This window comes from Corynebacterium sp. 20-84 (assembly GCF_053479455.1).
In genome coordinates, this window is the sequence record NZ_JBRBCB010000005.1 from 1 (window position 1) to 17,693 (window position 17,693).

The window sequence follows — 17,693 nt, forward strand, 5'->3', positions numbered from 1 at the left end:
AACCAAGTTCACGGACGGTCTTGGTCACAGATTGAGTGCGTTTGTAAACCTGGAGAGCTCTGCGTCGCTGCTCCTTGGTGTATGAGCGGTTCATAATGGAATCCTCCAAGATTCCGTCCGCATCCCCCTTTGCTTGCTATTTCATGGGGCCTTTTCTGATTCCTATCGAGTGGTTGTATTCGGTTGGGATAGCGTTGTCGTAGAAGGCTGGTCGTCCTGTTTCTTGGTCGGCTTTGTTGTGGTCTTCTTCGACAAGGTCGTTGACTTTGGCGAGTTGGTCTTGTCCGAAATTGCACTGCCTGGCGATCGTGAGTGGATCGTCAGGTCCGTCTAAGAGTCTCACGCGGGTGCAACGGTGAGGGGTGTAGAGAACGCACGGTGGGCGGTTGCGAATAAGTGACCACGCTGGCAGCCGAGAGGTACGAGCGATGAAAGATCAGCTCGAGCATTAGCGAACGTACTGACGTCGCTTTATTAGGTGTACTGACCGGGTACGTTGCGGGCACGCCGGTTCGGCGCACCGCCACAGCCGCTTGCGCCACACCAGCAGCACCGGCCGCCCCGCCGAGGGGATGTCACGCACCAGATGCTCACGCCGGCCGCGGGCCACCGCGACCACCCCGCACCGCGGGCACCCGGTCACCGACTCGGAGGTCTCCACCAACAGCTCCAGCTCACCGCCGTACTCACCGGCGGCAAGCACCACCAACCCCGAGATGCCGAGCATCGCAGCGGGCAGGACGGTAGCCTCAACACTCACCTGGGACTCCTCTCGATCCGTTGCTTGGTCGCTACGAATCGTGGAGTCCCAGGTCCGTCTTCACCAGCCCAACCCGGTCAGCGCGTCGCAACCCGGCTACCACGCTTGGTGAGGAAGATCTGCTAACGTGGTTCGGCGACGGCCCGGGCACGTCCTTGTTCCTAACCGTCGTGCGCTGGGGTCCGCGTGGACCGCTCGGCCAGCGTCCATCCAGTCAGGAGGCAGTCAGCAGATGTTCGACGACAACGGCTCATTCCTACTCGCCATGTTCGAGTTCTTCATCTTCTTCGCATGGTTCATGTCCCTGTGGTGGATCTTCGGAGATCTCTTCCGTAGCAAGGACCTCGGCGGCTTCGCGAAGGCGCTGTGGGTGGTGTTCATCGTCGCGCTGCCGTTCATCGGAATGCTCGCGTACCTGCTTGTTCGAGGTCGGGGGATGACCGACCGCGCGGTCGAGGCGCGCCAGGAGCTCCAGCAGCGGCAGGAGGAGTACATCAAGTCCGTCGCCGGCGGCTCCGCCGGATCGAGCCCGACCGATGAGATCGCCTCGGCGAAGGCCCTTCTCGACTCGGGAGCGATTACCCAGCAGGAGTTCGACCAGATCAAGGCAAGGGCGCTCTCCTCGGTCTGACCCTGGTCCGCTCACTCGCCAGCCGCAGCGTCGCGGTCCGAGGGCGAAGAAGTACCGTTCTAATGACAACACCCCGCAGGGAAACCTGCGGGGTTATTTTTGACCCTTAACCCCGAACGAACTTGTTATCTCTCAGTCCAAGGCGATCGGCCGCGACGAATTCACCATTTCCGACTCACGGGGCACACAACTCGGCCTCGCGCGACAGACACTGAAACTCAGTGATTTCTTCAAAGCATCCCGCGGGGTCGAAGTATTCGATCCGGCAGGTGCACCAGTGTTGGCGATCGAGGATCCGGTGAATTTCATCCGCGACCAGTACAGCGTGCACCGCGTCGACCCCCAGACCGGAGGCGACGCTGTACTCGCGCACATCACCAAGCGCTTCTCCTGGATCGGTGCGAAATACGACGTGGATATCGCGGGCTACCCGCAGGTGGAAATCAAAGGAGAGCCCTTCCAACTCAACTACGCGCTGACGAGCGAGGGGCGCACAATCGCTCGCGTGGACGCGGAATTCTCCGGCATGGGCAGGGCGCTGATGGGCAAGACCACATACCGCGTCGTATTCGAACCGGGGCTCGACGAGAACGTCCACGCTGCCGTCATCGGCATCGCTATCGCGCTGGATATGCGCAGAGAGAAGATGCGCGACAGCTAGGTGCGAGATACGTCACTTGGCAAGCGGGGTGGGGCGGTCAGTGCTACGGTGAGCGCCGTCTGAGAACTATCTGAGAGGACGACACTGTCATGCGCATTTCCCGTAAGCCCCTGTCCCTGATCGCCGTGTGCGGCGCCGCAGCAATCGCTCTGGCTGGCTGCTCCGAGCCGAGCACCGATGATGCTGCCGCTGGCGGCAACGGCGACAGCACCGCAGAGAAGTCCGGCGAGAAGACCGTCATCACCGTCTACACCTCCGAGCCGGAGGAGAAGGTCGATGAGATCAACCAGGCGTTCACGAAGGCGAATCCGGATGTCGAGGTCGAGGTCTACCGCGCGGGCACTGGCGATCTGAAGGCGCGTATCGACGCGGAGAAGTCCTCCGGCAAGGTCGAGGGCGACATCATCTGGGCTGCTGATGCACCGACCTTCGAAGGCTTCAAGTCCGAGGACCTGCTGGCCAAATTCGACGATGTGAAGACGGACGGCGTGCTCGAGGAGGTCGTCGACACTGACGGCTTTTATGTGGGCACCCGCCTCATCCCGACGGTCATCGCGTACAACACCGATGTCATCGACCAGGCTGACGCACCGGCCTCCTGGGCGGACCTGACGGACGAGAAATTCATGGACAAGATCGTCATGCCGGACCCGGCTGTCTCCGGCGCCGCGGCATTCAACGCGACCGTGTGGATGAACAACGAGAAGCTCGGCGAGACCTGGGTGAGCGACCTGGGCAAGAATAAGCCGATGATCGCGGCCTCCAACGGCCCGACCTCCCAGGAGATCGCCGGCGGCGGCCACCCGGTCGGCGTCGTCGTGGACTACCTGGTACGCGACCTGGCGGCCAAGGGTTCTCCGATCAAGGAGGTCTACGCCACCGAGGGCTCCCCGTACATCACCGAGCCGATCGCCGTGTTCAAGGACTCGGAGAAGAAGGAAGCAGCCCAGCGCTACATCAACTTCATCCTGTCGGAGGAAGCGCAGAAGATCGCTGTCGAGCAGAACTACCTGCCGGTAATCGACTCCGTGGGCACCCCGGGCGACGCACCGAAGCTCGAGGAGATCGAGCTCATGACTGTCGATGATGAGACTCTGTCGAACGAGCGCGAGCGTTCCGTCGAGTTCTTCCAGAACGCAGTCAAGTAAATCAGCGGGAAGACCATCCCAGGCCTTCCCGTAACCCTGTCACGGTCACTCAAACGGACGAGTCGAAACATAGTGGGCACACGTTTTTCTTCCGGCGGCGTCGCTTTCGCACGGCTGGGCATCTGGCTGCTGGCGGCAGCGATCTTCATCGCGCCGCTGGCAATGGTCATCTCACTCGCGCTCGGTGGCAACCAGTTTCCGGTCTTGGTGGAGCAGGGCCTAGCCACGGCGACGTGGAATTCGGTGTATACGACATTGGCGTCGTCGATAAGCGCTGTGCTTGTTGGAACTGCTGTCGCGGTCCTGCTGGAACGAACCGATATTGCGGGCGCGGGCACGCTGCGGCTGTTTCTGCTTTCGCCGCTGCTCGTGCCGCCGTTCGTCGGCGCGATCTCGTGGCTGCAGCTCTTCGGGCGTAATCAAGGGCTCAACGCGGTGTTCGGGCGCCCGCTGTGGGACATGTACGGCGCCGACGGCATCATTTTCCTGATGATGCTGCACTCGTACCCGCTGGTGTACGTGATCGTGGCGGCGGCGCTGCGGTCGATTCCTTCCGATCTGGAGCTCGCCGCGCGCGTCGGCGGCGCCGGCACGTGGACGGTGCTGCGCACGGTGACGATTCCTCTGTTGGGCCCGGCGCTGTTGAGTTCGTTCACGCTGACGGCGGTGGCGAACCTTGCAGATTTCGGTATTCCGTCGATTATCGGTTCGCCCGTGCGCTTCGAGACGCTGGCCACGATGGTCTACCGTTTCATGGAATCCGGCACGGTGAGCAATCCGCTGCAGGTGGTGTCCACCGTGGGTGCCGTGCTCATGCTGCTGGGCATCGGCGCCGTCGTGGCCGACTACCTGGTGTCCAGGCGAGCGTCGTCGACGGTGAGCGGCGGCGGGACGATGAAGCTCTCGCTCGGCAACGCGAAGTGGCCGGTGACTGTGGTGACGTGGATCATCGCCTTGGCGATCACCCTGGGGCCCGTGCTGGGGTTGGCGCGTCGCGCGTTCCTGCCTGCCCCGGGCGTGCCGCTGACGTGGGAGACGATCTCCCTGGACAATTTCTCGCGCACGCTGGCGAATCCGCGCGTGCAGGAAGGCTTCATCAACTCGGTGACCCTGGCCGCCGGAGCAGCGCTGCTGTGCGCGCTCTTCGGCTGGGCGATCGGGCTGTTGGTCACCCGCACCCAGGCGCGGTCGAATACGGCGCTGAGCTTGGTCACCCTGTTGCCGTCGGCGCTGCCCGGATTGATTATCGGCGTCGGCTGGGTGATCGTGTCGCGCTACACGGACATGTACAACACCCGCTGGGTGATTCTCTTCGCCTATGTCTGCGCGTTCACTTCCATGGTGCTCCAAGCCGTGCGCGCGCCGTTGCGGAAGGTTCCAGCGGCGGTGGAGGAGGCCGCGCAGGTCTCCGGTGCGGGCCGGCTCCGTGCGATATGGGACACCTCCGGCCGGATGGCGTTGCCCGCGGTCGCCTCCGGCGCTGTGCTTGTCGCAGTGACAGCCGTGCGCGAGCTGACCATCTCGATCCTGCTCGTCGCCCCCGGCACGACCACGATCGGCGTGCAGCTGTTCAATCTGCAGCAGTCCGGCAATTACAACCAAGCGTCCGCACTCGCGCTCATGTTCGTGGCGATCGGCATCGCCGCCCTCGCGCTGACTGTGCGCAATCCCGCTAAGGAGTCATGATGAGCGACATCGGTATCGATCACCTCGGCGTCACATTCCCGGACGGCACGCGCGGCCTCGACGACATCACGCTGCACATTCCCAGCGGTGAATTCGTCGCGCTCGTCGGGCCGTCCGGCTCGGGAAAGACGACGCTTCTGCGCACCATCGCGGGCTTCATCGACCCGTCCGAGGGCACCATCGCGTTAGGCGGTGAGGACGTCTCGGTAACACCGCCGGAGAAGCGTCACATGGGCATGGTCTTTCAGCAGCACGCTGTCTGGCCGCACATGAGCGTCGCGGACAACGTCGCGTACCCGCTGCGCCGCGCGGGTGTGAAGCGTAGCGAGGTCGCCAGCCGCGTGGAGCGCACACTCGAGACCGTCGGCCTCGCGGGGTACGGAAAGCGCAAGCCGTCGACGTTGTCGGGCGGCCAACGCCAGCGCGTGGCGCTCGCCCGCGCGATTGTCGCGGAACCGCGCGTTTTGCTTCTCGACGAAGCCCTCTCCGCTCTCGACGAACCCCTGCGCGATGCGCTGCGCCGCGAGATCGTCTCGCTGACCCGCAACAATGAGCTGACCACGGTGCACGTCACGCACGACCGGAAAGAAGCCATCGCGATCGCCGACCGCATCGCGGTGCTGCGCGACGGAACACTCGAGCAATTCGACACCCCGCACGCCGTGGTCACCCAGCCCGCAAGCGCATGGGTGGCATCGTTCATCTCCGACGCCACGCTTCTCGACGGCACGGTGCGCGGGGGAGAGGTGGTCGTCGATAAGCCGGCTCTGACGTGGAAGCGTGGCGAGGTGGGCGCCATGAGCGATGCAGGAATGCTTGACGACGGCGCGGCGGTCACCGTCGCTGTCCTTCCCGATGCAGTCAACGTCGTGTCCGCCGCTGAAGGCGATGTGGAGGCGACCGTGACATCCGTGCTGTTCGAGGTGAGCAGCTATTCGGTGAATCTCGAGGCTGGTGGCGTGGAGTTTCGCGCCCGCATGGCGGCTGATCCGAAGCCGGAGGTCGGCGATACCGTTGGCCTGCGCATCACCACTCCGTTGGTGTACCAGAAATAGATGTTTTGACCAGCCGATTTGGTTCTTTTCCGACTGTCCTTTACATTTATCAAGTCGCAATCAACAGCGGACGCGCCCCGTTCGTCTAGCGGCCTAGGACGTCGCCCTCTCACGGCGGTAACACGGGTTCAAATCCCGTACGGGGTACAAAGAAATACTGAAATAGTCCGGCACCACGCAGTCTTCACTGCTCAGTGGTGCCGGACTTTTTGGGTTTTCGGTCGGAAATCGGGAAACACCGAAGAATAGTGAGACGGATCACGTTTAGAAGAGTAGTTTGTGAGTCCTAAGGAACTATTTCGTCGATGTGACCGAGAGGTGCTCCAGTGGGCCACACCAAAAAACTCCGATTCGCCGCCATCGCGGGCGTAGGGCTCTTAGTCTTAGCCGGGGAGGGCGTCGCCATGGCGCAAAGCGGTGTCACAGCCGGTTTGGCGTTGTCGAATGTGATCTTCACCCAGCAAGTCGGTGGCATTGAAGCGGAAGATTTCAGCCTCTTCGTCGACCGTGAGTCGATGGAGGACGGCGACTTGGCCGTCTCACGTCTAAAGCTCAAGGAAGCGACGATCACGGACCTGTGTATGTCGGCCCCGATCAAGTTGCCGGGGTTGGGCGACCGCCGCTTCCAGATGACGGTGGATGGGCCGAACACGAAGGCGACGAACCTTCTTATCGGTGCGAAAGACCTGAGCGGCACCATGACGATGACCAACCCCCAGATCGGTGTCGACGCGCGGCAACTGTCGGATGATGCTGAACCGGGTGCATTCGGCATCTCGATGTCGAACTTGGACGCGACTGATCAACTGATTCACGCGACGTCTATTTCGGCTGATTCGCTGACCGCGGCCAATGGCAAGATCGGCGTGGTCAAGGAAGGTGAAAATGCCTGCTAACGAGCGAGAAACGCGAAAGTCTTTCGGACAGTGGCGGAAGGAACGTCCCTTCGGTGCCGGTCTACTGATGATTCTCGGCGGCATCGTCATTCTCACTCCGGCCTACCTGTCGTTCGAGGTTTCCAATATTCAGATTCAGGTCAGCACCATCTCCGGTGTCTCGACGCTGCTGATCGGCGTCCTCCTGATCACCTGCGGCGTGATGACGTGGTCGAAGGGCGACTCACGGATTCTCACCGGCATTACCGCGATGATTCTCGCGTTGGTGGCATTGCCGACGTCGAATCTCGGAGGCTTTCTTCTCGGCACACTGCTCGCTCTGTTCGGCGGGGCGTGGGTTCTGTCGTGGGCGCCCGACGCGCAGCCTGCGAAGGAATCCCTGAATGATGAGCCGGAAGGGGAGTCTTTCGAATCTGCTCGCTCCGACGACGACGAGGAATTCGGCGTTTACGAAGACCTCGACCAGGAGCCGCAGGCGGAGTCGGAATCGGTGGACGTTGTAGAAACGGGGCCGGGGTCGATGAAGGAGGGGGCATGGGATCGCGGCTGACACATAAGCTGGGCGCGATTTTTCTTACCACAGCTCTTGCAGCCGGTGTCTCAGTCGCCGCACCGTGGATAGCTGCAGCGCAATTCCCGCCGCTGCCTGAGGTGCCCGGCGTGCCGGGCCTCCCGGCACCGCCCCAGCTGCCCCCGCCGGAGATACCCGGGGTGCCTGGGCTGCCTCCTGTGCCTGGTGGACATGAACCGGGACACGGGGCAGGTGCCAAGCCGCCGGAGATTCCCGCCGGGCTTGAACTTCCTCCGCAGTTGCAGGGCAAAGACGTCGTGCCAAGGAAAATCGGCGGTTTCGATTTCGAACGGCCCGGTCCGATTCCAGGGATGCGCACGCCCACGGGAGAGACGTTCACGGTGCAGTCGGATTCCACGCGGCTCTTGGGGAACGTGAAGATGTCGTATGTCCAGATCGACACGGCGCAAGGGACTAAGCCTGCGATCCGGATCGATGCGGACCGGGTTGAGCTCGATAACCTCCGCGTGCGGTTCCCAGGTTCCGCCGCCGGGGTGGAAGACATCTGGCAGCGCACCGGGCCGGGCAAGATCACGACGTTGAATGGGAACTTCCACATCATCGTGGCGAAGATGACCATCACCTCGGAAATCGCCGGAGTCAGGCTCCCCATTCCGATTACGATCGATGCCTCGTGGGCTCCAGAAGATGTGCGCGAGCAGCTTGCCGCGGCCGGTGCCGGATTGCCCGATGAGCTGTCGGACAAGATGGCGGTCGTCGATGGGACGATGGAGACCTATTTCATCTCCGCCAACGACCTGGTTGCTCAAGATGGGATGAGCATCAAGCCTTAGGCCCGAGTTCGTCTTCGAGCACCTGCTGCGCCACCTTCATCGCGGACAGGGCAGCGGGGGCGCCGCAGTAGCCGGAGGAGTGGATGATCGCCTCCGTGATCTCTTCGCGGGTGAGCCCGTTGGCCAGTGCTCCGCGGATGTGTCCGCGCAATTCCTCCGTGGCGCGCAAAGCGACCAGCATGCCGATATTGAGCAAGCTGCGGTCCCGGCGGCTCAGCCCGTCACGTGTCCATACCGAGCCCCACACGGTCGCTGTGATGTGCTCCTGGAGCTCCTCGCCGTCGGTCCCGGCGGAACGGTTTAGTGCCGCGTCGACGAAGTCATCGCCCATGACCTCGCGGCGGATCTGGATGCCGGCGTCGTAGCGGCCATCGGCCGGGGCATTGCGGTTGTCCGAGGTCGTGGCGGTTTGCTTCTCGTTCCTCCATGTCGAGATACTGCGCGTACTTGTGGGGCCTCTCCAACCGGAAGCGTTCTGCTTCGGTGCTGTCGACGGAGAGGTACCGAAGGTGTGATTCCTCCACGAGTACCGATGTTCCGGACGGCAGGAGCCAGCGTGCCGCAAACTTTCCCGTGTCGAGCTTGATGGGGTCCGGCGCTGTCCCCAAGGTGTCCTGAACGAGGCTGATGACGTGTCGGATACGTGCTGCTCCTGCTCCTTGGGATGTGTCGACATCCAAGGCCCAGCGTGTGTGCATTGCGTTGATAGTCAAGGTCCATGCTTCACCGCCCACGACTGAAGCTGGCATGTCCCCGTACTTCATCGACAGGTCATCGACGATGATCCATCCCAGAGACGCCAAGTGGCGTTGGGTGGCGTCTGAACCCTGCGCCCAGTCCAGGTCGGCTCCGATGGAGCAGAACTCTTGAATCAGTGCATCAGGCAACAGCTTGCGCATGACATCTCGGCTCATGATCCAGGTTCTCCTTATGTATACCCAACGAATGGTGTTCTGGTGATGGACCCGCTTCTGGGTGTTGCTTCTGTCATGCCGGCAAGCCTAGCCCCCACTATTCGCATAAGATCTGCTTTATGGCTAAGACAGGGTGCGGCATACTCGATGCGATCGGCACGACCCCGCTAGTTCGGCTGGGAAGCTTCGGTGAAACTCACAGTGGCGATGCACGGGCACGCGTGTGGGGGAAACTTGAGTCGTTCAATCCAGGCGGTAGCGCGAAAGACCGTACTGCGCATGCTCTCGTGCGTGCGGCCGAGCAGAAAGGTCTTCTCAAGCCCGGCATGAGAGTCGTGGAGTCGAGCTCCGGAAACCTGGGGGTCGCGCTCGCGCGCGAGGCTGCCGTCGGCGGGTGGGAATTCCACTGTGTGGTCGATCAGCGCACGAATTCCTCCACGCTGGCGATGATCACCGCGCTCGGGGGCATCCTTCACCCAGTCGTCGAGCCTGACCCTGAGACGGGGGACTGGCTCGTGGCCCGACGGAAACGTGTTGCTGAACTCAAAGACGAGCTCGGGGCGCTGAATCTGGACCAATACTCCAACACGGCCGCATTCGATGCTCACGATGGAGGGACGATGGCGGAAATCGTCGATAAGCTCGGGCGGGCTCCCGATGTGCTCGTCGCAGCGGTGAGCACAACGGGAACGATCGGCGGTTGTATGCGGCATATCCGCACACACGGGTATGACACATCAGTGGTGGCGGTCGACGCTGAAGGATCGGTGCTTTTCGGCGGTGAACGCGGGCCCCGATTGCTTCCCGGATACGGGGCCGGGGTGACACCAGATCTTTCGCGGGACGTCCATCCCGACCGTGTGATCCGCGTGCGAGCTTCAGAAGCCGTGCGGGCAGCCCGCAAACTAGCAGGCTCGTCCGGATTCGTTCCAGGAGCATCCGGGGGAGCTGTCGCCCACGCAGTCGAAAAACTTGTGGGGGAGGGCGTATCAGGCGATGTCGTGGCGATCTTTCACGACGATGGCCGCGCTTACCTCGATACGGTGTACAACGACGAGTGGGTGGCAGAAAACCTAGGAAGCGAGGCGCTGCAGTGAAGGTAGCGATCATCGGTGCAGGCCCCCGGGGCCTGTGGGCGGCTGAGTCACTGATGGAGCGTGCACGGCAACGCGGCGGTGCGATCGATCTGACTGTTTACAGCGACGTGCCCTTGTCCCACGCTTCTGCTCCTGGCGCATTTGCTCAAGATCTTCCCGCGCAGTGGATACTCAACGCGCCGAAAGGCATCGTTGAGACGCAGCTTGGAGCGGTCGATCCTCTCGACGACTATGCAGGGGATTTCCCGCCAAGGCGCATTGTCGGCACGCTCCTCGAAGACTCCTGGAACGCATTGGCCGAGCACGCGCCACGGCGCAGCACCGTGAGCTTTCGTCTCGAGCGAGTCGAATCGGTGCGCCCGGACGGGGACGGTGTCGAGGTGCAAGGGCATTTCTATGACGAGGTGCTCATCGCGACCGGCCATGCGCACGATTGGCCAGGTTCGCTTACGCACGAGGAGATAGGAGACCTTCGCGTCATCGCGCCGGCCTACCCGGCCACCAATCTCGATCAGGTTGGGGAGGAAGATGTCGCACTCGTGCGCGGTGCAGCACTGACCTTCATTGACATTGTCCGCTACGCCAAGGCGGCAACGTTCTACCCGGTGACGCGCTCGGGCCGGTTCATGGAAGTGAAGGCGTATCTCGATTCACAGAAAGAGCGTGAGGCGCGCCCATATATCGAGAGCGCAGCCGAGGCGATCGCTCACTGTACTGACCTTGACGAATTGAAACAGATACTCGCGGAGTGCTCGGCGCAGCTCGCACGGATCGCCGGTGGTGACGCGGCTATGGCGGATATTCACGCGGTGCTGGATGGCACCGATTTCACGGGAGATCCCGTCGCAGAACTGCGTGAGTCACTGGCCGCGGCGAAGGGCGATCGGCCGTGGACGGCGGCCCTGGCTGTCGCGCTCGCGTTCAGGGACACATACGACAGCTTGATTGAGCGCGCTTCATTCGGCGGCCGCGAGTCTCTCGGCGGAGCCGAGTTCCACGCATTCACCCGGACGATGGAGCGGGTGGCTTTCGGCCCGCCGGTGAGCTCGGCGCAGGAGGTGCTCTCGCTCATTGACAGCGGCAGGATCCGGTGCGACGCGATGTCGCGGGGCAGCGAGGATCTTCGGACCGTGGCTGCTGATGTCGGTGCCACAGTCGTCATCGATGCAGTGCTTGCCCCGCCCGGGGTCGTGGAGGGAACGTTGGTCGGCAATCTCGTCGAGCAGGGCATCGGGCACCGCTACGCCGGCACGAATGCACTGCATGTCGGCCGCGACGGAACGCTTGACGGCCAGCGGCATATTGCTGCCGCGGGACGAATGAACGAGGGGTTGATTCTCGGGCACGACACGCTGCGGCGCAGTGAGCACGACGTGGTGGAGAAGTGGGCCGACCGTGTCAGTGCGGTAGCGCTGGATAATGCCGGTCGAGTGCACGGCATGCCCCCGTTGGAGGCGACCACATTCGAGTGGTCGGAGAAGCTGCTTAGCGACGAAGACGCGTGCGCGAGTCTGCTGGACCGTTTCGGCAGTCCCGTCAACGTGCTGAATGCGGGGCCGATGAGGTCGAATATCGATGAGCTCGTGGGAGCAGGCGCAGCCGCGGGGGTGGAGACGAAGGTGTTCTATGCGCGGAAGGCCAATAAGGCGCTTCTTTTCGCTGACACCGTCCGCGACACTGGAAACGGCGTTGATGTAGCCAGCGAGAACGAGCTGCGGCAGGTTCTCGAACGCGGTATGCCCGGTGACCGCATCATCTTGTCCGCCGCCATCAAACCCGACCGGTTGCTGCAATTAGCCGTCGACAACGGAGTCGTCATTTCCGTTGATAACCGCGATGAGTACGACCGCGTTGAGCAGCTAGCTTGCGCGGCGGGTTCTGTTGCACGGGTAGCACCCCGACTCGCACCTGATCCGGACGCAATGCCGCCGACTCGTTTCGGCGAAAGGCTTAAAGCGTGGGCATCGTATCTCAAACACAAATCAGTGCATGTGGATGTCGTCGGTGTGCATGCGCACCTGCACGGATACGCGGCGGCAGACAGGCAGGCAGCGCTGCGGGAATGCATGACACTGTGCGACCGTCTACGGGAGTCCGGTCACTTGCCGGAATTCATCGACATTGGCGGCGGCGTGCCAATGAGCTATCTCGCTCATGAGGAGCAGTGGCACGACTACCAGCACGCGATCGAGCAGCAGCGCGATGGCTACGCGACGCCGTTTGCATGGAAGTCTGATCCGTTACGAAACACCTATCCGTACTGGCAGAACCCGACGCGAGGGGAGTGGTTGACGGAGGTGCTCTCCGACGGGATTGCGCAGGGCCTGCGTGAGCGTGGGCTGCGGCTTCATTTGGAACCGGGGCGTTCGCTTCTCGACGGATGCGGTGTCATTCTCACCCGCGTGGCTTTCACCAAGACCCGCTCTGACGGCCTGCCGCTCGTGGGTGTGGAGATGAACCGAACCCAGTGCCGGACCACCTCCGATGATTTCCTCATTGATCCAGTGCTGGTGAAGCGGAACAAGGGAAAAGACGATGGACGCGAGCCAGTGGAGGCCTTTCTTGTCGGCGCTTACTGCATCGAGGACGAAGTGATTCTCCGGCGGAAAATCCGTTTTCCGGAAGGCGTCGCGCCGGGTGACATCATCGCCATTCCGAATACAGCCGGGTACTTCATGCACATCCTGGAGAGTGCGTCCCACCAGATTCCGCTTGCTAAGAATGTGGTGTGGCCTGAAGCGGAACTCGACGCGATTGACGCAAATTAGTCCCCACTGAGGTGGATAAGTGGGGGTGCATGTGCTCTGGACAGACCTAGATCACCTAGATCGCTTTCATGAGCTTCTTGGCGGCGGCGAGGAGTTCCTTGCCCCACTTGTCGGCGGGGGAGGGTTTGAGGCGCTCGACGGGGCCGGAGACGGAGAGGACAGCGAGGACAGCTCCGTTTTTACCGAGGATGGGGGTGGACACACTGGCCAGGCCTACTTCGCGCTCGGCGACGGATTCAGCGAGCCCGGTGGATCGCACAGTGACCATTTCTTCGTCGGGGAAGGGGGCGTCGACAAGCTTGTGCGCGGCGAAGATCTTCGCGGCGGATCCGCGGTCGAGGGGGAGCTGGGAGCCGACGGGCACGGTGTGCGTCAGGCCGCTCGGCGGTTCGATTGCTGCGACGCAGGTGCGGGACGATCCGGTGAGTTCATAGAGCTGCACGGATTCGTTGGTGGCATGTACAAGGTCGGCCATGACCGGTTTGGCGGCATCGATGATCTGCGACGGGGCAGAGGCCGCGTAGCGGGCGAGCGCTGGGCCGATTGTCCACGCGCCGGAGTCGGTGCGGACGAGAACTTGGTGAATTTCCAGGGCCGTGGCGAGGCGGTGCGTCGTCGCGCGGGGCAGGCCGGTGTCGGCGCTGAGTTGGGAGAGGGTCTTCTCGCCGGCCGCGATCGCGTCGATAATCGCGATTGAGCGGTCGAGAACCTTGATTCCCGAGCTGTTTTCCGTTGAATTCTCCACTGAATCTCCCTCAATAATTCCCACGGCGTGGATCATAACATCTCACTATATGGTCCCTGGGGTGTTTGAGAACTTCGCGAGGTTGCGTGCGGGAGGGAGCTGCCGTGTATTAGAGTGTCTCATTAAATGGAAACGTCTATCCCGCAATATGGAATGTTGCTGGGTGTCTGAGAGGAGAGACTATGGCGGAACAGTCACAGCCGTTGACGCTGGCGGAGAAAGTTTGGCGCGACCATGTGATCACGAAGGGTGAGAACGGCGACCCGGACCTGATCTACATTGACTTCCAGCTCCTCCACGAGGTGACCTCCCCGCAGGCATTCGACGGGCTGCGTATGGCGGGCCGCACCATCCGCCGCCCGCAGCAGCACCTGGCCACCGAAGATCACAATGTCCCCACCGTGGGCATCAAGTCGGGCAACCTGCTCGAGATCGAGGAGCTGACGTCCCGCACCCAGGTGTCCACTCTGCGCAAGAACTGCGAGGAATTCGGTGTGCGCCTGCACTCCATGGGCGATGTGAAGCAGGGCATCGTGCACACCGTCGGTCCGCAGCTGGGCATTACGCAGCCGGGCATGACCATCGTGTGCGGCGATTCGCACACCTCCACCCACGGCGCATTCGGCTCCATTGGCATGGGCATCGGCACCTCCGAGGTCGAGCACGTCATGGCCACCCAGACGCTGCCGCTCAAGCCGTTCAAGACCATGGCCGTGGAAGTTTCCGGCGAGCTGCAGCCGGGCGTGACGGCCAAGGACCTGATCCTCGCGATTATCGCCAAGATCGGCACCAACGGCGGCGCCGGCCACATCATCGAATACCGCGGTGAGGCCATCGAGAAGCTCTCCATGGAAGCGCGCATGACCATCTGCAATATGTCCATCGAAGGCGGCGCGCGCGCCGGTATGGTCGCGCCCGACGAGAAGACCTTCGAGTACGTCAAAGGCCGTGAATTCGCGCCGAAGGGCAAAGACTGGGACGACGCTGTCGCGTACTGGAAGACCTTGCCGACGGACGAGGGGGCGGAATTCGACACCGTCGTCGAGATCGACGGCTCCGCGCTGACGCCGTTTGTTACTTGGGGCACGAATCCCGGCCAGGGCCTGCCGCTGGCGGAGTCCGTGCCGGACCCGGAATCCTTCGGCGACGACACGCTCAAGGCGGCAGCGGAAAAGGCACTGACATACATGGATCTCAAGCCGGGCACGCTTCTGCGCGACATCAAGATCGACACTGTCTTCCTGGGGTCGTGCACCAACGCCCGCATCGAGGATCTGCGCGCGGCAGCCGATGTGGTCAAGGGCAAGACCATTCACCCGGAGACCCGCATGATGGTCGTTCCCTCCTCCGCCATGGTGAAGCAGCAGGCTGAGGAAGAGGGCCTGGACCAGATCTTCCGTGACTTCGGTGCGGACTGGCGCACCGCCGGCTGCTCCATGTGCTTGGGCATGAACCCGGACCAGCTGAAGCCGGGGGAGCGCAGTGCATCGACGTCGAACCGCAATTTTGAGGGCCGCCAGGGCCCCGGCGGTCGCACCCACCTTGTCTCCCCGCTTGTCGCAGCGGCAACCGCAATCACCGGCCACCTGTCGTCCCCGGCAGACCTCTAAGGAGCAATCATGGAAAACTTCACTACCCACACCGGCGTTGGTGTTCCGCTGACCCGCTCCAACGTGGACACCGACCAGATTATCCCGGCCGTGTACTTGAAACGCGTGTCCCGCACCGGTTTCGAGGACGGCTTGTTTTCCAACTGGCGCACCAACGAACCGGATTTTGTGCTGAACCAGGAGGCGTATAAGGATGGCTCAGTGCTCTTCGCCGGACCGGACTTCGGCACCGGCTCCTCGCGCGAGCACGCCGTGTGGGCGCTGATGGACTACGGCTTCAAGGCCGTGTTCAGCCCGCGCTTCGCCGACATCTTCCGCGGTAACACCTCCAAAGCAGGCCTTCTCGCCGGCCAAATGACTGAATCCGACATCGAGCTGATCTGGAAGCAGCTCGAGCAAAACCCCGGTACGGTGGTCACGGTGTCCCTCGAGGACCGGACCGTGACGGTGGGGGAGAACACCTTCACCTTCGAAATCGACGACTACATCCGCTGGCGTCTCATGGAAGGCCTCGACGACATCGGCCTGACCCTGCGTGATGAGGGCGCGATCGAGGACTTCGAAGCAAAGCGGCCCGCGTACAAGCCAGCTATCGACGTCTAGAAAGGCCAGAGAATGAACGAAACGCCAAGCGCGAGAATGCTCTCGCTCGATGTTATTCGCGGTATCGCACTGTGCGGGATTGCTTTCGTGAACTTTCAACAACAATGGCTCCTCTATCCAGGGCCGGACGGGGATAAAGGGGCGTTCTGGGCGCTAGAGCTCCTTGCTCACCAGCGCTTCTTCTCAGCGTTCACATTTCTCTTCGGGATTGGATTCGCACTGATCGTCGATGGGGCTCGCCGACGCGGGATGATGGCGCAGTCCGTCATGTGGCGGCGGCTGCTGCCTCTTTTTCTGCTCGGAATCGTGCACCAGATCCTCCACCCCGGGGAGGCGCTGCTGTACTACTCAGCCTTCGGCTTTGTGTTCTTGTACCCGCTCACTTTCGTCTCCGATTTGAAACTCAGACGCACATTGGCCACCGTCGGAGGGATTGCGCTGACTTTGCTCGGGGCGCCGTTCGGAGGAATCGCACTCATTCCCGGTTTGCTCTTGCTCGGATTCGCATTCGCTATGTGGGGGCTACCGCAGGCCTTGGACGAGAACCCGAAACCGGCGGCGATGGCACTGCTGGTTCTGGTTCCGCTGACGCTGGGAATGAGCTACCTCCAGTACCGGAGTCTTGGAACGGTCGCATATAGCCACGTTGCTGCAGCGACTGGCCTGATCTGCACAGCCATGTGGATGGCACTGGTGTATGTCCTGCTGCGCACGCCCCTGCGGTCCGCGCTCGGAGCGATGTTCGCGTCGCTGGGCCGGACGGCTCTGACGAACTACATTCTGGCGACGTTGGTGATCATCGGAAGCGGCCTGCTGTTGGGATATCCACGCGAAGATGCGGAAGCAACGAACGAAGACTTTTACACAGCTTTCGCGGTCGCCGCAGTGATGCTCGTCATCCAAGCTGTGCTCAGCTGGCTGTGGCTGCGTCGCTTCGGCCAGGGGCCGTTGGAGAAAGGCTGGCGCTACCTCACCTGGGAAGCGTTCGGCGGGCCGAAGAAACTGCAGCAAGCCGAGGCAGCGCACCCAGACGCTTAATTTCTACCGCACCGGCAGGGCTGTCGGCATGTAGTCGGCGCCGGTCAGCTCGCCGTTGTTGAAGGACAGCACCCACACGCAGCCCTTCTTGCAGTTGATCTCACCGTCGATCGGCAGGCGGCCGTTCTCTGAGAGCCACTGGATCATGTTGGGCATCACGTCGCCCTGGGCTACGACGACGCTCGTGCCGCCTTGATCGATGACTTCCTGGAAGGCCTGCTTGGCACCGGCCGGGTCTGACTGCCACGCGTTATCACCGAAACGCAGGTCGACGTCGACAGGCATGTTCAACTCGTCGGCAAGCGGCGCGATGGTCTGCTGGCAGTGGTCCGGAAGCGAACTGTAAGTGCGCTCCGGGTGGAAGGCAGCGAGCATTGGAACGAGCATCTCCGACTGGCGGCGGCCCTTCTTGTCCAGGGGGGGCGTTTGTTGTCGTCGCCTGACCACTTCTCGCGGTCGTGCGCCTTCGCCTGGCGCACATAAAGGATGCGGCTCGTCGCCGGGAGGCTGAAGCGCTTCTCCGCTTTCGTCAGAACCTGGCGGTCGAGGTCGTAGGACATGATTTCTTTGGCATCGTCGAAGGTGAGCCAGCGGATCTCGTCGACCTCGTCGTTCGGCTCGAACTCGCCGCCGAGAACCCGAGCGATCCAGTAGTAGACCACCTTCGTGCTGTCCATGACGGGGTACACCGTCATGGACAGCAGCTTGCCCAGGCG

The 17,693-nt window shown here is 62.3% G+C and carries 17 protein-coding genes, 1 tRNA gene and 3 pseudogenes; 14 read left to right on the top strand and 7 right to left on the bottom strand.

Annotation, left to right across the window (positions count from 1 at the left end; genetic code table 11):
* The 3 genes and pseudogenes from ACUY2Y_RS04740 to ACUY2Y_RS04750 form a co-directional block, all read right to left on the bottom strand.
* Positions 1 to 94: pseudogene (locus tag ACUY2Y_RS04740) on the bottom strand (terminase gpP N-terminus-related DNA-binding protein); the annotation flags it as partial.
* A gap of 42 nt (positions 95 to 136) precedes the next feature.
* Positions 137 to 325, bottom strand: a pseudogene (locus tag ACUY2Y_RS04745) (IS1249 family transposase); the annotation flags it as partial.
* A 123-nt stretch (positions 326 to 448) separates the two neighbouring features.
* Positions 449 to 760: a transposase family protein gene (locus ACUY2Y_RS04750; protein WP_007000757.1), complete on the bottom strand. Its 312-nt coding sequence runs from the start codon at positions 758 to 760 to the stop codon at positions 449 to 451.
* 232 nt (positions 761 to 992) lie between these two features.
* On the opposite strand from ACUY2Y_RS04750, the gene ACUY2Y_RS04755 reads away from it, so the two are divergent.
* The 9 genes from ACUY2Y_RS04755 to ACUY2Y_RS04795 all read left to right on the top strand — a co-directional run bounded on the left by ACUY2Y_RS04755 (position 993) and on the right by ACUY2Y_RS04795 (position 8,202).
* The gene (locus ACUY2Y_RS04755) at positions 993 to 1,391 is read left to right on the top strand and encodes an SHOCT domain-containing protein (RefSeq protein ID WP_448325028.1); all 399 of its coding nucleotides are present in this window, start codon (positions 993 to 995) and stop codon (positions 1,389 to 1,391) included.
* 127 nt (positions 1,392 to 1,518) lie between these two features.
* Positions 1,519 to 2,052, top strand: a complete 534-nt coding sequence (locus ACUY2Y_RS04760) for an LURP-one-related/scramblase family protein (protein ID WP_448325167.1) — start codon at positions 1,519 to 1,521, stop codon at positions 2,050 to 2,052.
* Between the two features lie 89 nt (positions 2,053 to 2,141).
* Complete coding sequence (locus ACUY2Y_RS04765) at positions 2,142 to 3,200, top strand: ABC transporter substrate-binding protein (RefSeq protein ID WP_448325029.1); 1,059 nt, start codon at positions 2,142 to 2,144, stop codon at positions 3,198 to 3,200.
* Positions 3,201 to 3,362: 162 nt separating this feature from the next.
* On the top strand, positions 3,363 to 4,886 hold the full coding sequence (locus tag ACUY2Y_RS04770) for an ABC transporter permease (protein WP_448325168.1): 1,524 nt from the start codon (positions 3,363 to 3,365) through the stop codon (positions 4,884 to 4,886).
* Complete coding sequence (locus tag ACUY2Y_RS04775; RefSeq protein ID WP_448325169.1) at positions 4,886 to 5,941, top strand: ABC transporter ATP-binding protein; 1,056 nt, start codon at positions 4,886 to 4,888, stop codon at positions 5,939 to 5,941. The genes ACUY2Y_RS04770 and ACUY2Y_RS04775 overlap by 1 nt, the downstream gene beginning before the upstream one ends.
* Positions 5,942 to 6,015: 74 nt before the next feature.
* Positions 6,016 to 6,088: transfer RNA gene (locus tag ACUY2Y_RS04780), tRNA-Glu, on the top strand.
* A gap of 179 nt (positions 6,089 to 6,267) precedes the next feature.
* Positions 6,268 to 6,837: a DUF6230 family protein gene (locus ACUY2Y_RS04785; protein WP_448325030.1), complete on the top strand. Its 570-nt coding sequence runs from the start codon at positions 6,268 to 6,270 to the stop codon at positions 6,835 to 6,837.
* On the top strand, positions 6,827 to 7,387 hold the full coding sequence (locus ACUY2Y_RS04790) for a DUF6114 domain-containing protein (protein ID WP_448325031.1): 561 nt from the start codon (positions 6,827 to 6,829) through the stop codon (positions 7,385 to 7,387). Before ACUY2Y_RS04785 ends, ACUY2Y_RS04790 begins: the two co-directional genes overlap by 11 nt.
* Positions 7,388 to 7,566: 179 nt before the next feature.
* Complete coding sequence (locus ACUY2Y_RS04795) at positions 7,567 to 8,202, top strand: hypothetical protein (protein ID WP_448325032.1); 636 nt, start codon at positions 7,567 to 7,569, stop codon at positions 8,200 to 8,202.
* Here the strand turns inward: ACUY2Y_RS04795 and ACUY2Y_RS04800 are convergent.
* Positions 8,192 to 8,533, bottom strand: a complete 342-nt coding sequence (locus ACUY2Y_RS04800) for a carboxymuconolactone decarboxylase family protein (protein WP_246874864.1) — start codon at positions 8,531 to 8,533, stop codon at positions 8,192 to 8,194. The genes ACUY2Y_RS04795 and ACUY2Y_RS04800 overlap by 11 nt on opposite strands.
* Entirely contained in the window at positions 8,523 to 9,116 is a 594-nt protein-coding gene (locus ACUY2Y_RS04805) for a hypothetical protein (RefSeq protein ID WP_448325033.1), read from the bottom strand. Before ACUY2Y_RS04805 ends, ACUY2Y_RS04800 begins: the two co-directional genes overlap by 11 nt.
* Before the next feature lie 119 nt (positions 9,117 to 9,235).
* Between ACUY2Y_RS04805 and ACUY2Y_RS04810 the strand changes: the two genes are divergently transcribed.
* The gene (locus ACUY2Y_RS04810) at positions 9,236 to 10,213 is read left to right on the top strand and encodes a pyridoxal-phosphate dependent enzyme (RefSeq protein ID WP_448325034.1); all 978 of its coding nucleotides are present in this window, start codon (positions 9,236 to 9,238) and stop codon (positions 10,211 to 10,213) included.
* Complete coding sequence (locus ACUY2Y_RS04815; RefSeq protein WP_448325035.1) at positions 10,210 to 12,981, top strand: FAD/NAD(P)-binding protein; 2,772 nt, start codon at positions 10,210 to 10,212, stop codon at positions 12,979 to 12,981. The genes ACUY2Y_RS04810 and ACUY2Y_RS04815 overlap by 4 nt, the downstream gene beginning before the upstream one ends.
* 55 nt (positions 12,982 to 13,036) lie before the next feature.
* On the opposite strand, the gene ACUY2Y_RS04820 is transcribed toward ACUY2Y_RS04815, so the two are convergent.
* Positions 13,037 to 13,762, bottom strand: coding sequence for an IclR family transcriptional regulator (locus tag ACUY2Y_RS04820; RefSeq protein ID WP_448325036.1), 726 nt, complete (start codon positions 13,760 to 13,762; stop codon positions 13,037 to 13,039).
* Between the two features lie 146 nt (positions 13,763 to 13,908).
* Between ACUY2Y_RS04820 and leuC the strand changes: the two genes are divergently transcribed.
* The 3 genes from leuC (at position 13,909) to ACUY2Y_RS04835 (ending at position 16,977) form a co-directional block, all read left to right on the top strand.
* Positions 13,909 to 15,336: a 3-isopropylmalate dehydratase large subunit gene (gene leuC / locus ACUY2Y_RS04825; RefSeq protein WP_448325037.1), complete on the top strand. Its 1,428-nt coding sequence runs from the start codon at positions 13,909 to 13,911 to the stop codon at positions 15,334 to 15,336.
* 9 nt (positions 15,337 to 15,345) lie between these two features.
* Positions 15,346 to 15,939 (top strand): 3-isopropylmalate dehydratase small subunit, encoded by a 594-nt coding sequence (leuD, locus tag ACUY2Y_RS04830; RefSeq protein WP_448325038.1) that lies wholly within the window; start codon positions 15,346 to 15,348, stop codon positions 15,937 to 15,939.
* Between the two features lie 87 nt (positions 15,940 to 16,026).
* Entirely contained in the window at positions 16,027 to 16,977 is a 951-nt protein-coding gene (locus ACUY2Y_RS04835; RefSeq protein WP_448325039.1) for a DUF418 domain-containing protein, read from the top strand.
* Between the two features lie 3 nt (positions 16,978 to 16,980).
* Here the strand turns inward: ACUY2Y_RS04835 and ACUY2Y_RS04840 are convergent.
* Positions 16,981 to 17,693, bottom strand: a pseudogene (locus ACUY2Y_RS04840) (histidine phosphatase family protein); the annotation flags it as partial.

Coding starts and splice junctions, on each gene's coding strand:
- ACUY2Y_RS04775 (WP_448325169.1), top strand. CDS start 4,886: ATGAGCGACATCGGTATCGATCACCTCGGCGTCACATTCCCGGACGGC.
- ACUY2Y_RS04755 (WP_448325028.1), top strand. CDS start 993: ATGTTCGACGACAACGGCTCATTCCTACTCGCCATGTTCGAGTTCTTC.
- ACUY2Y_RS04820 (WP_448325036.1), bottom strand. CDS start 13,762: ATGATCCACGCCGTGGGAATTATTGAGGGAGATTCAGTGGAGAATTCA.
- leuD (WP_448325038.1), top strand. CDS start 15,346: ATGGAAAACTTCACTACCCACACCGGCGTTGGTGTTCCGCTGACCCGC.
- ACUY2Y_RS04805 (WP_448325033.1), bottom strand. CDS start 9,116: ATGAGCCGAGATGTCATGCGCAAGCTGTTGCCTGATGCACTGATTCAA.
- ACUY2Y_RS04765 (WP_448325029.1), top strand. CDS start 2,142: ATGCGCATTTCCCGTAAGCCCCTGTCCCTGATCGCCGTGTGCGGCGCC.
- ACUY2Y_RS04770 (WP_448325168.1), top strand. CDS start 3,363: ATGGTCATCTCACTCGCGCTCGGTGGCAACCAGTTTCCGGTCTTGGTG.
- ACUY2Y_RS04790 (WP_448325031.1), top strand. CDS start 6,827: ATGCCTGCTAACGAGCGAGAAACGCGAAAGTCTTTCGGACAGTGGCGG.
- leuC (WP_448325037.1), top strand. CDS start 13,909: ATGGCGGAACAGTCACAGCCGTTGACGCTGGCGGAGAAAGTTTGGCGC.
- ACUY2Y_RS04800 (WP_246874864.1), bottom strand. CDS start 8,533: ATGGGCGATGACTTCGTCGACGCGGCACTAAACCGTTCCGCCGGGACC.
- ACUY2Y_RS04810 (WP_448325034.1), top strand. CDS start 9,236: ATGGCTAAGACAGGGTGCGGCATACTCGATGCGATCGGCACGACCCCG.